General features: G+C 74.1%; 12 protein-coding genes. 1 reads left to right on the forward strand and 11 read right to left on the reverse strand.

Annotation, left to right across the window (positions count from 1 at the left end):
• Positions 1–5 precede the first annotated feature (5 nt).
• Complete coding sequence (locus tag ACIOFR_RS19705) at positions 6–635, forward strand: alpha-ketoglutarate-dependent dioxygenase AlkB (RefSeq protein WP_400998850.1); 630 nt, start codon at positions 6–8, stop codon at positions 633–635.
• A 9-nt stretch (positions 636–644) separates the two neighbouring features.
• Here the strand turns inward: ACIOFR_RS19705 and ACIOFR_RS19710 are convergent, their stop codons facing one another.
• The 11 genes from ACIOFR_RS19710 to ACIOFR_RS19760 all read right to left on the reverse strand — a co-directional run.
• On the reverse strand, positions 645–1,106 hold the full coding sequence (locus ACIOFR_RS19710; protein WP_400998853.1) for a DUF5990 family protein: 462 nt from the start codon (positions 1,104–1,106) through the stop codon (positions 645–647).
• A 31-nt stretch (positions 1,107–1,137) separates the two neighbouring features.
• On the reverse strand, positions 1,138–2,178 hold the full coding sequence (gene sbnB / locus ACIOFR_RS19715; protein ID WP_400998855.1) for a 2,3-diaminopropionate biosynthesis protein SbnB: 1,041 nt from the start codon (positions 2,176–2,178) through the stop codon (positions 1,138–1,140).
• A 64-nt stretch (positions 2,179–2,242) separates the two neighbouring features.
• Positions 2,243–3,343: a 2,3-diaminopropionate biosynthesis protein SbnA gene (gene sbnA / locus ACIOFR_RS19720; RefSeq protein ID WP_400998858.1), complete on the reverse strand. Its 1,101-nt coding sequence runs from the start codon at positions 3,341–3,343 to the stop codon at positions 2,243–2,245.
• A 249-nt stretch (positions 3,344–3,592) separates the two neighbouring features.
• A complete protein-coding gene (locus ACIOFR_RS19725; RefSeq protein ID WP_400998861.1) occupies positions 3,593–5,035 on the reverse strand; it encodes a condensation domain-containing protein in 1,443 nt (480 codons plus the stop codon).
• Positions 5,032–5,298, reverse strand: coding sequence for an acyl carrier protein (locus tag ACIOFR_RS19730; protein ID WP_400998864.1), 267 nt, complete (start codon positions 5,296–5,298; stop codon positions 5,032–5,034). Before ACIOFR_RS19730 ends, ACIOFR_RS19725 begins: the two co-directional genes overlap by 4 nt.
• A gap of 74 nt (positions 5,299–5,372) precedes the next feature.
• Positions 5,373–6,950, reverse strand: coding sequence for an acyl-CoA dehydrogenase family protein (locus ACIOFR_RS19735; protein WP_400998867.1), 1,578 nt, complete (start codon positions 6,948–6,950; stop codon positions 5,373–5,375).
• Positions 6,947–8,677, reverse strand: coding sequence for an acyl-CoA dehydrogenase family protein (locus ACIOFR_RS19740; RefSeq protein ID WP_400998869.1), 1,731 nt, complete (start codon positions 8,675–8,677; stop codon positions 6,947–6,949). The genes ACIOFR_RS19735 and ACIOFR_RS19740 overlap by 4 nt, the downstream gene beginning before the upstream one ends.
• Positions 8,674–10,434, reverse strand: a complete 1,761-nt coding sequence (locus ACIOFR_RS19745; protein ID WP_400998871.1) for a fatty acyl-AMP ligase — start codon at positions 10,432–10,434, stop codon at positions 8,674–8,676. The genes ACIOFR_RS19740 and ACIOFR_RS19745 overlap by 4 nt, the downstream gene beginning before the upstream one ends.
• A gap of 8 nt (positions 10,435–10,442) precedes the next feature.
• Positions 10,443–11,831, reverse strand: a complete 1,389-nt coding sequence (locus ACIOFR_RS19750; protein WP_400998873.1) for an MFS transporter — start codon at positions 11,829–11,831, stop codon at positions 10,443–10,445.
• The gene (locus tag ACIOFR_RS19755; protein ID WP_400998876.1) at positions 11,828–12,817 is read right to left on the reverse strand and encodes an ornithine carbamoyltransferase; all 990 of its coding nucleotides are present in this window, start codon (positions 12,815–12,817) and stop codon (positions 11,828–11,830) included. The genes ACIOFR_RS19750 and ACIOFR_RS19755 overlap by 4 nt, the downstream gene beginning before the upstream one ends.
• A 76-nt stretch (positions 12,818–12,893) precedes the next feature.
• Positions 12,894–14,288: alpha/beta fold hydrolase (locus ACIOFR_RS19760; protein ID WP_400998879.1), on the reverse strand; the 1,395-nt coding region annotated here is incomplete at its 5' end.

Raw genomic sequence — 14,288 nt, forward strand, 5'->3', positions numbered from 1 at the left:
CTGCCATGACCGTCCACGTGCAGGGCTCGCTGTTCGACGCGGCCGAGGAGATCGGGCTGCGGCGCCTGGTCGGGGTGCGCCGGACGGTGCTGGGGCACGGCGCGTGGATCGACCTTCTTCCCGGCTGGCTGACCGGTTCCGAGTCGCTGTTCGAGGAGCTGGCCACGGGCGTGCGCTGGCAGGAGGAGCGCCGGCTGATGTACGAACGGGTGGTGGCCGTGCCGCGGCTGCTGGCGCACTTCCGGGCCGGCGAACCGCTCCCCCACCCGGTACTGGAACGGGCACGGACGGCGCTCGGCGCGTACTACGCGCAGGAGCTGCGGGAGCCGTTCGTCAGCGCCGGGCTGTGCTACTACCGCGACGGGCGGGACAGTGTCGCCTGGCACGGCGACCGGATCGGGCGGGGCGACCGGGAGGACACCATGGTGGCGATCGTCTCGGTCGGAGAACCGCGCCCGCTGCTGCTGCGGCCCCGGTTCGGCGGCGGGGCGACGGTGCGCCAGGCCCTGGGGCACGGCGACCTGATCGTGATGGGCGGCACCTGCCAGCGCACCTGGGAGCACGCCGTCCCGAAGACGGCGCGCCCGGTGGGGCCGCGGATCAGCATCCAGTTCCGGCCGCGTGGGGTGTCCTGAGCCGGTGGGTCAGGCCGGGGCCTCGGCGGTCCACTCGATCCGCGGCGGGCGGACCGCCGCGCACACCGGCAGGCCCGCCGCGTCGGTCAGCCGCAGGCGGCCGGTGAGCCGGCCGGTGCGGACGGCCGCCGCCAGGGTGTCGGGGTCGACCGCGTCGAGCATCAGCTTGGCCCGGCGGAACATCGCGTGCCCGCCGTCCGGCTCGGCGGCGACCCAGGACAGGTAGACGAACCGGCCGCCCAGGCGGTTCTGCAGGTAGGGACCGCGGAGTTCGACGCCGTCCGGGCCCTGCTCGGCGGTGCAGTCCAGGGTCCAGGCGGCGGCCGGCGCGTCGCCCGGCACCAGGTCGAGCAGCTCGCCGGGGCGGTCCTTGCGCTGGACGCCCACGTGGACGTCCAGCCGGCCCTCGAAGCCGGGGGCGGTGGGACAGGAGCGGCCCGGCAGAGCGGTGGCCTCGATGCGGATCTGCATGGCCACCAGTCTCCTCCACCGGGCCCGCACCTCAGCGCACGGCCTCGCCGTAGAAGTCGGGCACCTCCTGCCCGCCGCCCGCGCCCACCACCGCGTCGTGCACCCACTTGCCGACCGCGAGGTCCAGGATGCCCAGGCCGAACGGCGAGAACACCGCAGCCCGTTCGGGATCGCGCACCACCGTGCCGGCCAGCAGGTCGGCGATCGTCCCGTGCACGAAGTCCCGGTGCCCGACCTGCTGTTCGGCCAGGTGCAGGGAAGTCCGCTCGCGGACCGCGTGGTCGATGTCGTCGGTGAAGTTCTGCGCGGCGAGGACCAGTTCGGGCGCCAGGTCGCGCAGCGAGAGGTGCAGCACCACCGGCGCGTGGGCGAGCAGGCCGGGGTCGGTGAGGTGCGGCTCGCCGGCGACGGTGGTGAGGATCACCAGGTCGCAGTCGGCGAAGGCGCCGGCCGCCTCGTCGACCACCCGGACGTCCTCGACGCCGTCCGCGGCGAGGGTGGCGGCGAAGCGCTCGGCGTGCGCCCGGGACAGGTCGAAGATCCGGAATCCGTCGAACTCCCACTTCAGGTCCCGGAGGAACCTCCACACGTGGCCGCCGATCAGCCCGGCCCCGACCAGGCCGATCCGCTTCACCCGGCGCCCGCCCACCAGGGCCTCGGCGCCGAGCACGGCCGAGGCCGCGGTACGGCTGGCGGAGACCACCGAGGACTCCATCGCGACGATCGGGTAGCCGGTCTCGGTGTCGTTGAGCACCAGGACGGCCGAGGCACGCGGGATGCCGCGGGCGGGGTTGTCCGGGAAGCTCGCGATCCACTTGATGCCCGCCACCTCGAACTCCCCGCCCAGGTAGGCCGGGAGCGAGATGATCCGCGAGTTCGGCCGCTGCGGGAAGCGCAGGAAGGCGCTCTCCGGGTTCACGCTGTGCCCGGCGGCGTGCGTGACGTAGGCGCGGCGCACCACGTCGACGCAGGTGGCCCGGTCGGCGTCGACGTGGCGCAGCACGTCCGCACCGGTCAGTACGCGCAGCTGCGGCAGGGTGAGCGGGGTGGGCGCGGCCTGGGTGTCGGTCATCGTTCGGTGCTCCTGAGGTGTGCGGGGAAGGACGGGTGAGCGAGTGGGCGGGTGCGCCGGGGCGTCACAGGGCGGACGGCAGGGGCGTGGCGCCCGGCCAGTCGGCGGGGGCGGGGCGGCCGGCGAAGGACCGGGCGACCCAGCCCGCGTCGTACACCGTCTCGGCGTACGCGGTGCCGCGGTCGGCGCAGAGGAACGCGACGGTCGGACGCGGACCGGTGGCCGGGCGGCGGCCGAAGTAGTGGCCGATGGCGGCGTAGACGCTGCCGGTGGAACCGCCGGCGTACAGACCGTGCTTGCGGACCAGGTCGAGGCAGCCCTGCACGGCGGCCGGCTCGGGGACGATCACCACGTCGTCGACCAGCGCCCGGTCGCAGAGCGGCGGCACCAGGCTGGAACCCAGGCCCGGCAACAGGCGGGCCTGCGGCGGCTGACCGAAGATCGCCGAACCGGCGGCGTCGACCGCGACCACGACCGCCCCCGGATGCGCCTCCTTGATCCGGCGGGAGACACCGGCGATGGTGCCGCCGGTGCTGACGCCGAGGAAGACGTAGTCGATCCGGGGCAGCGCCGCGCAGAGCTCGCCGCCGGTCATCTCGTAGTGCGCGAGCAGGGCGTCCTCGTTCGCGTACTGGTTGGGCCAGTAGACGTCCTGGTACTCGGTCCGCAGCTCCTTCACCCGGTCCAGCCGGGTGGTCAGGTAGCCGCCGCTGGCGTCCCGCTCGGTGACCTTCTCCACCCGGTCGCACATGATGCCGAGGTACGCCTCGGTGAGCTGGTTGCAGTTGGGGTCGATCACCGGGACGAAACCGATGCCCAGCGAACGGCAGAACGCGGCCATCGATATGGCGAAGTTGCCGGAGGAGGACTCCACCACCGTGGTCCCGGTGGTGATCTCGCCGCGCTCGATGGCGCCCTTCAGGATCCAGAACGCCGACCGGTCCTTGGAACTGCCGTTCGGGTTGCAGTACTCCAGCTTGGCGTAGAGGTCCACGTTCTCGTCCTCGATCCGCACCAGCGGCGTCTCGGAGAAGGTCGCGGCCAGCATCGCGAGACGGCTGCGCAGCGGCCCGGCCGGCCCGTCGGCCCCGGTCAGGGACGGGCCGGGGGCGAGGTCCGCCACCGGGTCGAGGACTGCGGGCACACACTCGGCAGGCCGTGGCATCGTCGACACGGTGCAGTCCTGGTGACCGTTCTGTGCTGGCATAACGCCGTTTCTCCAGTCGTGTGTGACGGTGTGGGGGGGATCCCCCCGGGCAGCGGGCGGTCGCGCGGCGGGCGGTTCGCTTCGTCGGGGTGCGCTTCGTCGGAGTGCGCTTCGCCGGGTCGTCGGGTCGTCGTCGGCCCGTCCGGCCCGGCCCGTGGTGCGGCGGGGCGGCGCCCGGCCGTGGAGCGGCGGGCGGTGCCCGGTCCGCTACCAGGCGGCGGTGGCGAAGGAGAGCAGGGTCGCCCGCTCCGCCGCGTCCACCAGCGGGACCCGGCGCACGGACAGGTCCGGGTCGGCCACCGCGGCCGCGAGCAGCAGGCGGTAGTGGTTGGCCATCCGTCCGACGGTCGCCGCGTCGAACAGGTCGGTGTCGTACTTGAAGGCCACCTTCACCGCGCCCCCGCTCTGCAGCACCTCCGCGCTCAGGTCGAACTGGCCCTCCTGCTGCGGCAGGTCGAATCCGGTCAACCGGACGCCGTGGTGGACCAGTTCGGGCTTGGCGCCGTCCTCGGGGGCCAGTAGTTCCAGCAGCGGCTGGAACCGGGTGGCGGTGATCAGGCTGAACATGCTCTGGAACACCGGCGTACGGCTCGGGTCGTGCGGCAGGCCCAGCTCGGCCGGCAGCAGCGGCAGCGGCAGGTCGCGGTGGGCGAGGCCCTGCCGCAGCTGGTCCGCGGTCCGCTCCAGCAGCCGACGGAAGGTCAGGTCGCCGTCGGTGAAGGCGGCCCGGCAGGGCAGCGTGTTGACGAAGTAGCCGACCGTGTTGCGCATGGTCCGCTCCGGCCGGGTGCTGACGGCGTAGCCGACCAGGAACTCCGGCTGCGCCGTCCAGCGGTGCAGCAGCGCCTGGAAGGTGCCGAACAGCAGGACGAACGGCGTCACCCCCGCCGCGGCGGCCGCCGGCCGCAGCGACCCGGCGAGCTCCTCGGGCAGCCGGAAGTCCCAGCTGGCGCCGGTGAACCGCTTGCGGGCGGGGCGGGGCCGGTCGGTGGGCAGTTCCAGCGCGGACGGCACACCGTCGCACACCGCCCGCCAGTGGTCCGCCAGGACGGCGCGGCGCGGCGAGTCGAGCAGCTCGCGTTCGGCGGCGACGTACTCCCGGTACGGGCGGGCGGCACCGGAGCCGTCCTGGCCGGCGCCGTCCAGCTCGGCCCGGTAGGTCGCCAGCAGGTCCTCCAGGACGAGCACCTGGGACGCGCCGTCGGTCACCGTGTGGTGGGCCGCCAGCAGCAGCACCGCGTCCTCGGCGGACCGGCGCAGCAGCAGGAGCCGGACCGGGCCCGGCTCGGCGAGGTCGAACGGGCGGGCGACGGCCTCGCGCGCCGCGGCGTCGAGCTGCTCGTCGGTCGCGTCGGGCAGCTCGCGGACCTCCAGCAGGTGCGGCAGGGCGTCGGCGACGATCCGGCGCGGACGCCCGTCGCGCTCGGTGAAGCCGGAGCGCAGCAGTTCGTGCCGGGCGGCGACCGAGGCGGCGGCGCGGCGCAGGGCCGCGTCGTCGAGCCGCTGGCGGATCCGGACGGCCATCGCGACGTTGTACGCCGGGCTGGCGGGCGCCAGCTTCTGGAGGAACCAGAGCGCCTCCTGCCCGAGCGAGACGTCGTGCCCGTCCTGCGCGGGGTGTTCGTCCTGCGCGGTGCGTTCGGCGGTCAACGCTGCCCCACCAGGCCGTGCAGGTACGCGGTGATGGCGCCGATGGTCGGGTGGTCCCAGGCGAGGGTGGATTCCAGCTCCAGGTCGTAGCGGTCCTCGATCTCGGTGATGATGCTCATCCCGTAGACCGAGTCGAGGCCGTACTCGACCAGCTTGACGTCGGGCCTCAGCTCGGCCGCGGGCCGGTCGAGGTAGTAGGCGACGCGGCCGGTGAGCCAGTCGGCGATGGCCGCGGCGGAGGTGTCGATGGCGGTGTCGGACATGGCGGGTTCCCTGCCGTTCGGTCGGTGAGGTCGGTGAGGTCGGTGAGTGGGGCGGACGCGCCGGGGGTGGCGGGTCAGCGGGCCGGCGGGCGGCCGGCCAGGTCGAGGGTGCGGTGGTGCCGGAGGCGGGTACGCAGCTCCGCCAGCAGCACCGGGTCGCGGTCGGGCACGGCGGGGCCGGTGGGGCGGCCGGTCCGGGCCGCCAGGCGCTGCAGTGCGGCGTGGATCCACAGCGGTGCGTCGCGGAAGGCGTCCCGGTCGGTGCGGCCGTGCCACCAGAGCCGGAGGCAGGCGGCCGCCGCGAAGGCGTCGTCGTCCTCGTCGGTGGTGGCGAACGAGGCAGCCAGGGCGGCCAGTTCGGGGTGTGCGCCGGTCAGGTCCGCGGGCAGGTCGACCAGGGTGCCGGGCAGGCCGGTGCCGGCGGCGCCGGGGGACCCGAGCCGGTCCAGGTCGAGGGCGGGCAGCTGGGGGTCGGCGGCGAACAGGCCGGCGGGCAGCGGCGGCAGGCCGCGGTCATGGTCATGGTCGCGATCGTGGTCGTGGTCGTGGTCGGTGCCCGCTTCGGCGCCCGGGCGTGCCGTCAGCAGGGCGGTGAGCGCGGTGCGGTCCCGCTGGTGCTTCTGGAACACCGCGTGCGGCCCCTCCCGCAGGTAGGAGCGGGCACCGAGCAGCAGCGAGAGCTGGTGGCCGGCGTCCCGGGCGAGACGGGCCACCAGCCGCTGCGCCGTGTGCTGCACGTCCGGCTGCTCGGGGTGCAGGTGCAGGGCGCGGGCGGCGACGGTCGTGACGCAGTCGGCGATCAGCAGGTCGAGGAAGGCGTCGGCCAGCAGGCCCCGGGCACTGGGCAGCCCGGTGACGGGCCGGCCGTAGAGGATCCGTTCGTCGGCGAAGGCGAGTGCGGTGCGCAGCTGCGTATCGAGGACCCCGACCAGGGCCGAGGCCAGGACGGTGCCGGTGATCCGGCGGACGGCGGCGGCCCGGGGCCGCCCGTCGCCGACCGGGCCGACCAGCCGGTCCGCGGGGACGCGCACGCCGTCGGCGGTGACGGCGGCGAACCGGCACCCGCGCAGTCCCGTGCCGCTGTGCGGCGGGGACAGCCGCAGACCGGCGTCGGCGGCGAGCAGCAGGTGGCCGTGGCCGCCGTCCAGCGCGGCGGGCAGGAACAGCGCGTCGGCCCCGGCCGGGTCGCCGACCAGGTGCTCCGCGCCGCGCAGCACGAGGTCGGTGCCGTCCCGGGTGGCCCGCAGGCCGGGGTCCGGGGTGCTGAAGGCCGTGGCGACCCGACGGTCCCCGAGCAGCAGCGCGGCGAGCTCGGCCTGCTGCGCCGGGTCGCCGGCCTGCCAGACGTGCAGGCCCGCGGTCAGGCTGCCGAGCCCGTACCCGGCGGCCAGCGCCAGGTCCCGGCGGGCGACCGTGCGGAAGGCGTCGGCGAGCTCGTCGGCCCGGGTGAGGGTGCCGCCGAGGGCGGCGGGGACGAGTTCGGCGTTGAAGCCGTAGGCGTCCAGGGCGCGGACCCCGGCGGCGGGGAGTTCGGCCCGCTCGTCGGCGTCCACCACGGCGTCCAGGCCCAGCGGGTTGCCGGGGGCGAGCGGGTCGCCGAGCAGCGCGTCCAGGCGGGCCGTGCGGGGGCGCTCGGGCAGCGGCGCGGTCATACCGTCTCCTCCGTCCTGCAGTGCAGCAGCGAGAACAGTTCGCCGTCCCGGTACTGCTGGTGGAGCCTCTCGGAGAGGCGGTCGAAGACCGAGCCGTCCCGTACGGCGCCGGGCCGGAGCCGGCCGAGCAGCCGGGCCAGGCCGGCCTCCAGCCAGAGTCCGTCGGCCCACAGCGCGGCGGTGGGCGAGTCGGCGGCCGCGTCCCGGTTGCGCAGCCACAGGTGGACGCAGGCGGCGGCCGCGAACACCTGGGTCCACCGCCGGGCCAGGTCGAAGGCCTCGGGCGGGACGTCCCGGGCGGAGGGGCGGTGGTCGGCCATCGCGCCGTGCAGGTCGTCGGTGATCCCGCGCAGCTCCTCGGCGTACCGGCCGAGCACGTCCGGTACGGCGCCCCGGGCGGCCAGCTCGGCCAGTTCGGCGAGCGCGGCCGGCAGGCCCTGCACCAGGCTGCTGCCGGTGCGGGAGAGCAGTTCGAGCGCGGCGCCGTCGGCGGGCGGCAGCGCGGCCCGGAGGTCGACGGCGGCCGTGAGGCCGTCGGTGTCGGCCGTGCGGCGCCGGTGGCCGCGGGCGAGCTGGGGGAACTGGTTGATCAGCCCGTTGAGGTTCACGAAGCTGTTGCCGTCGAAGATGCTCATGATGTGGTGGTCGCGCTCCAGCTTCTGGAACGCGCCGTGCATGTACGAGCGGCTGAGGAACACCCCCGCCCCCAGCGCCGATCCGAGGGTGGCGATCAGCTGCTCGACGGTGAGCGGAACGAAGCACTTGACGGCGGCGGACACCACGGAGAGCTCGCCGGTGAGCGCGTGGATCGACCGGACGCCGACCAGGGTGACGGCCTCCGCGACCAGCAGATCGGCGTAGGACTCGGTGAGCGCCCGGGCCGCGGTCGGGGTGCCGTCCGCCGGGTCGAGGTGGTCCAGGCTGTACCGCACGGCCAGCCGCAGCGCGTGGTCTCCGGTGCCGAGCGACAGCGGCCCGCACAGGCTGCGGGTCAGCTGGAGGCATTTGAGGACCGTCTCCAGGCCGGTGCCGACCGCCCCGACCAGCGCGCCGGCGGGCACCTCGGCGTCGGTGAAGGCGATGCCGCTGATGTCGGCGCCGCGGATGCCGACCGTGCGCACCGCCGGCAGGCAGCGGTAACTGCCCGGCGCCAGGCGGCGCTTGTCGACCAGCAGCAGGCTGAAGGCGCGCGGCCCGCCGTCCGGGTCGGTCCGGGCGAGCACGCAGACGAACTGGCCGCGCGAGGCGTTGCCGATCAGCCACTTCTCGCCGTTGACCCGGTACCAGCTCTCGCCCTCGGCGGTGGCGAGCTCGTTGGCCAGCAGGTCGCTGCCGTGCTGCTGCTCGGTGAGGGCGAGCGAGACCACGCTGCCGTCGTGGATCTCCGCGGCGAGCCGGCCGGCCTGCTCGCGGTCGCCCGCGAGCCAGACCGTGACGGCCCCGAGGAAGGTGCTGACGTGGGCGATCGCCACCGTCAGGTCGCGGCGGGCGACGGTCCGCAGCAGGGCGGCGAGCTCCTCGTAGCTGTGCAGCAGGCCGCCGTGGTCGGTGGGTACGTAGTGCCGGGCCAGTCCGCGTTCGTCCAGCGCCCGGCAGATCTCGGTGGGGAACTCCTCGCGCTCGTCCAGGTCGGCGCAGCGGGCGAAGGAGAACGCCTGGAGCGGATCGTGCGGGTCGCCGAGCCTGCGGTCGAAGTCCGCGATCAGCTCGTGCGGCTGGTACTTCACGCGTCCGCCCCGCCCTCGGTGACGGCGGCCGGCCGGTACTGCGCGCGGGTCCGCGGGCCCAGGTCCTCGTGCAGCGGCTCCAGTTCGCCCGCGACGAACAGCTGTCGCATCCGAGAACGCTGGATCTTGCCGCTGGTGGTGCGCTGCACCTTGCCGGGCTTGAGCAGCACCACGTTGCCGACGGGCACGCCGAGGCTCCGGCTCAGCGCGAGCTTGACCTCCCCCGCGAGGGTGGCCAGGTCGGTGCCGTCCAGCCTGGCGAGCCGGACCTCCTGGACCACCACCAGATCCTCGCCCGAGCCGCCGCCGGGGACCGAGAAGACGCTCGCGGACAACCCGCCGAAGGCCGGATGCAGTTCGCCGCTCTCCCGTTCGATGTCGTGCGGGTAGAGGTTGCGGCCGTTGACGATCAGGAGGTCCTTGATCCGGCCGGTGACGTAGAGCTCGCCCTCGTGCAGCACGCCCAGGTCGCCGGTGCGCAGGTGGCCGCGGTCGCCGTCGGCCGTCGCCACGTCGAAGACCTGCTCGTTGATCTCGGGCTTGCGCCAGTAGCCGGGGGCGATCGAACCGCCGCGCAGCCAGATCTCGCCGACCTCGCCGTCCGGCAGCACCTGACGGGTGTGCGGGTCGACGATCCGGACCTCGATGCCCACCGGTGAGCCGCAGCTGACCAGCGGTGCGCCGTCCGGGCGGGGCCGGAACAGGTTCCGCTCCAGCTCGGCCGCATCGACCAGGGCGACCGGGGGTTCGCGGTCGAGCGCGGTGGTGGTCACCCCGAGGGTCGCCTCGGCCAGGCCGTACGAGGGCCGCATCGCGGTCGCCCGGAAGCCGGCCGGGGCCAGCCGCTTGGCGAACAGGTCCATGGTCAGGGCGTGGACCGGCTCGGCGCCGTTCGCCGCGCAGCGCCAGGAGGACAGGTCGAGGCGGGCGAGGTGGTCCTCGGTGACGGACCGGGCGGCCAGGTTGTAGCCGAAGTTCGGCGCGTAGCTGTGGGTCGCCCGGTAGGTGTGGATCAGCTCCAGCCAGGCGTACGGGCGGCGCACGAAGTCGGTCGGCGGCATCAGCACGGTGCGCAGCCCGAAGTGCAGCGGCAGCAGCAGCGCGGCGATCAGCCCCATGTCGTGGAAGAGCGGCAGCCAGCTGCAGACGGTGTCGCCGTGGCGGATGCCGAGCAGTGCGCGCAGCTCGCCGAAGTTGTGCGCGAGGTTGCCGTGTCCGACCATCACGCCCTTGGGGTCGCTGGTCGAACCGGAGGTGTACTGGAGGAAGGCGAGCTGCTCGGGGGCGGTCTCGGGCCAGACGTGGCGGTCCGGCTCCACCTGCGGCACGGTCTCGGTGACCACGCAGCGGACGTGGGACTGCTCCTCCTGCTCCAGCCACTCGGCGACCTCGGGCCGGGTGGCGCCGTCGGTCAGGACGGCCGTCGCCCCGCAGTCCTGAAGGACGCCGGTGGTGCGGCGGCGCTGGCTGGAGCCGCGGCCCGGCAGCGGGACCGGCACCGGGACGAGGCCGGCGTAGAGGCAGCCGAGGAAGCCCTTGACGAACTCCAGGCCGGTGGGGAAGAGCAGCAGCACCCTGTCCCCCGGCTCGCAGTGCACACGCAGTTCGGCGGCCACCGACTGGGCGTCCTGGACGAGTTCGGCGTAGCTGAGGGTGCGGGTGACGGCGTCCTTGCCGTAACCGGTGACGAAGACGACGGCCTCGTTGCCGGGGATCTCGCGGGCGTGCCGCGCCGTCGACTGGATCAGGTCGGACATGGTCGCCATCACTTCCCTGCGGCGGTCGGGGTGGGGGTCTGCGGCGGGGTGGCGGCCGCGGCCGCGGGTTCGGCGGCCGCGGGTTCGGCGGCCGCGGGTTCGGCGGCCGCGGCTTCGGTGGTGGCCGCGGCGCGTTCGCGCAGCTCGGAGCCGATCCGGCGGAGCGAGGGGCTGGCCACGGCGGCCAGCGTGAGCAGCAGCATCACGGCGCTGCAGGCCAGCACGGAGGCGCGGAAGCCGAAGGCCTGGAGGGTGTAGCCGCCGATCAGGGCGCCCAGCGGGAGGGTGCCGAAGGCCACGATGCCGATCACACTGGCGATCCGGCCCTGCATCTCGTCCGGGGTCACCTCGACCTGGAAGGAGACCACCGCGATGGTCCACATCGCACCGATGAACGACATCGGCGTGATCACCAGGCCGAACAGCAGTGGGTTCTTCAGGAACACGGCCAGCGGGAAGAGCACCGTCCAGAGCGCGTTGGCGCCGATCACGATCACCGGCAGCCGCAGCCGCTCCATCCACCAGTTGGTGCTGAGCGCGCCGGCCACGCCGCCGATCCCGGCCGCACCCATCACCAGACCGACCACGGCCTGCTGGGCGCCGTCGTCCCGCAGGGTGGTCAGCATCCCGAGGACCAGCACCTCGAAGAGCATGTTGCTGACCGCGACCAGTACCGCTGCCGCCCTCAACTGCCGGTGGTTCCACAGCCACTTGATGCCGGCGGAGATGTCGGCGAGCACCTTCGGGCGCTCCGCCGCCGGCGTCCGCTCGGCCTGGAACCTGCGCTTGATGCCCGACAGGGTGATCAGCGACACCAGGTGCGAGACCACGGTGAACAGCAGCGGCAGCCAGGCGACCAGCGAGGACAGCGCGCCGGCCAGCGGCTGGCCGAGCAGCCCGGCCCCCTGGACCCGTGCCTCGTTCTGCGAGATGGCCTGCGAGAGGTGCTCCGGGTCCACGACGTTGCGGACCGCCGAGTGCTCGGCCAGCTTGTAGAGCACCGTCAGGCTCGCCTCGACGAACGCCACCGCCAGCAGCAGCGGGAGGATCACCCGGCCGGACAACATGGTCGCCACCAGCACGGCGAGTGCGGCGGCCCGGCCGAGGTTGCAGCCGATCATCAGCCGGCGACGGTCGAACCGGTCGACCATCACCCCCGCGAACAGCGACAGCAGCAGCTGCGGCAGGCTCGCGGCGGCGCCGGTCAGACCGGCCTCGGAGACCGAGCCGCCGGACCAGAGCACGATCAGCGGATAGGCGAAGGTACTGACCTGGGAGCCCAGCGAGGAGAACGCCGTCCCGGTCCACAGCAGCCGGAAGTCCCGGTTGCGCCGCAGCGGGAGCGGCTCGGCCGCGGCGCCCACCGGCGCGGCGGTCAGGTTGTCGGTGGCGCTCATGCCGGCAGCTCCGCGGACGCGTCGGACAGCCCACCGGACACCTCGGCCGCCGGCACCCGGCCGCGGGCGCACCACTCCAGGACGGCCATCGCGCTGTACAGCTTGTGCTCGGCCTGCCAGAACGCGATGCTCGCCGGACCGTCCAGCACCTCGGCCGTCACCTCCTCGCCGCGGTGGGCGGGCAGGTCGTGCATGAAGACCGCGCCCGGGCTGGTCTCCCACAGCTCGGCCCGCGCCTGGAAGGGCGCGAACACCTCGCGCCAGTTCGGGTCCGGCTTGGTGGTGCCGGTGGTCTGCCAGCGGGTGGTGTAGATGACGTCGACGTTGGCCGGCAGGTCGGCCATGTCGTGGCGCTCGGTGATCACGGACCCGTACGCCTCGGCCTGCTTGGCCGCCTCGGCGAGGTAGCCCGCGTCCAGCCCGTACCCGGGCGGGGTCCGCAGGTGCAGCTCGGCGCCGGGGAAGCGGGTCAGCGCCAGGGCCAGCGCGGACGCGGTGTTGTTGCCCTCACCGACGTACAGCACCCGCAGCCGCTCGATCCGGCCGAAGTGCCGGGCCAGCGCGGTGAGATCGGTCAGGGCCTGGGTCGGGTGCTCCTCGGCGCTCATCGCGTTGACCACCGCCATCCGACCGCGGGCGGCGAGCGCCCGCAGGTCCGCGGTGGGCTCGGCGGTGCGGGCCACCAGGACGTCCAGCATCCGGGAGAGGATGTCGCCGGTGTCCTCCAGGCTCTCGCCGGTTGCCAGCTGGAGGTCACCGTTCTGGTAGGTGAGGATCCGGGCGCCCAGGCGCAGGGACCCGCTGGAGAACGCCGTCCGGGTGCGGGTCGAGGACTTCTTGAAGTAGATGCCGACGACGTCGCCGTCCAGGGTCTGCGGGTACGGTCGGCCGCCGGCGGCGAACTGCGTCCCCCGGGCCACGATGTGCCGCAGGTCGGCGTCCTCCAGGTCCGCTATCGAGATCAGGTGTCGTACGGGAGCCGTCATCGTCTTTCCGTTCCATGGGTGTTGGGGGATCCGGGCGCGGTGGGCGGCCCGGCGGGGCGCGGTGGGGGTGACGGGCTCAGCCGCCGAGCCGCCCGGCCAGCACGTGCCCGATCTCGGCGGATGCCCGACGTGTCGTCATGTCCGCGTGCGTGCAGTCCACCGGATGGACCAGCACCTCACCGGAGGTGAGCCGCTCCCAGGCGGGCGGCATCGGCGCCCGGGCCGTCTCGGAACGTTCCGCGACGAACAGCAGCACGTCCTCGCGGCCCAGCGGAGCGGCGCGGTGACTCTCCCCGATCCGCTGGTTGTTGAGCAGGACGTCGACCAGGGCCGCCGAGGACGCCTCGTCGAGGTCGGCGAGCTCGGGGTAGGCCGCGCGCAGGACCGCCAGGGCCTGGGTGCGGGGCTGGGCTTCGGTGCCGTTGTCGGTGTCGGGCTCCGGCTCGGGGAGGATGCCCAGGCCTGCCAGCACCTCGATCAGGGCCTCGCGCTCGGTGCGATCGGCCGGCGCCGCCGGAGCGCCGCTCCAGTCGGGGTGGGCGTCCAGCACGGCCAGCAGCTCGACCTCGTCGCCCTGCGCCCGCAGCTCGGCAGCGACCGCCGCGGCGACCATACCGCCGAACGACCAGCCCAGCAGCCGGTACGGGCCCGCAGGCTGCACGGAGCGGATCAGGGCCAGGTAGTCCGAGGCCATCTCCCTGATGCTGGAAGGGAGTTGGCCGGTACCGTCGAGCCCCCGGGCCTGCAGAGCGTACACCGGAACCTGCGCCGGAAGGTACGGCAGCAGGTTCGCGTAGCTCCAGCCGACGGCGAGGCCGGGGTGGACACAGAACAGCGGCAGCGCCGTACCGGCCGCACGCAACGGCAGCAGCGGGGCGAGCGCCCGTTCCGCACCGGCGTCGCCGAGGCGTTCGGCCAGGGCGGCGACGGTCGGGGCGTCGAACAGCGCCCGGATCGGAACCTCCACGCCGAGCTCGGCGCGGATCCGGCTGACCAGCCGCGTCACCAGCAGCGAATGCCCGCCCAGGGAGAAGAAGTTGTCGTCGACACCGACGCCACCGTCCAGGCCCAGGATCTCGGCGAACAGCGCGGTGAGCGTGCGCTCCCGGGCGGTGCGCGGCGCACGCCCCTGCGGCAACGCCGTGAACTCCGGGGCGGGCAGAGCCCGCCGGTCCAGCTTCCCGTTCGGATTCAACGGCAACGCGTCCAACAGCACGAACGCCGACGGCACCATGTACTCCGGCACAGCAGCGGCCACGTGCGCCCGCAACTCGGCCGGGTCGACGGTTTCCCCGCAGACCGCGTACGCCGTGATCCGTTGGTCGCCGGGCCGGTCCTCACGCACCAGCACCGCCGCCTGGACCACACCCGGATGGCCGGTCAGCACGGCCTCGATCTCACCGAGCTCGATCCGGAACCCCCGCACCTTCACCTGACTGTCCGAACGCCCCAGATAGTCGATCTGCCCGTC

Source organism: Kitasatospora sp. NPDC088346 (genome assembly GCF_044740765.1).
GTDB lineage: Bacteria > Actinomycetota > Actinomycetes > Streptomycetales > Streptomycetaceae > Kitasatospora.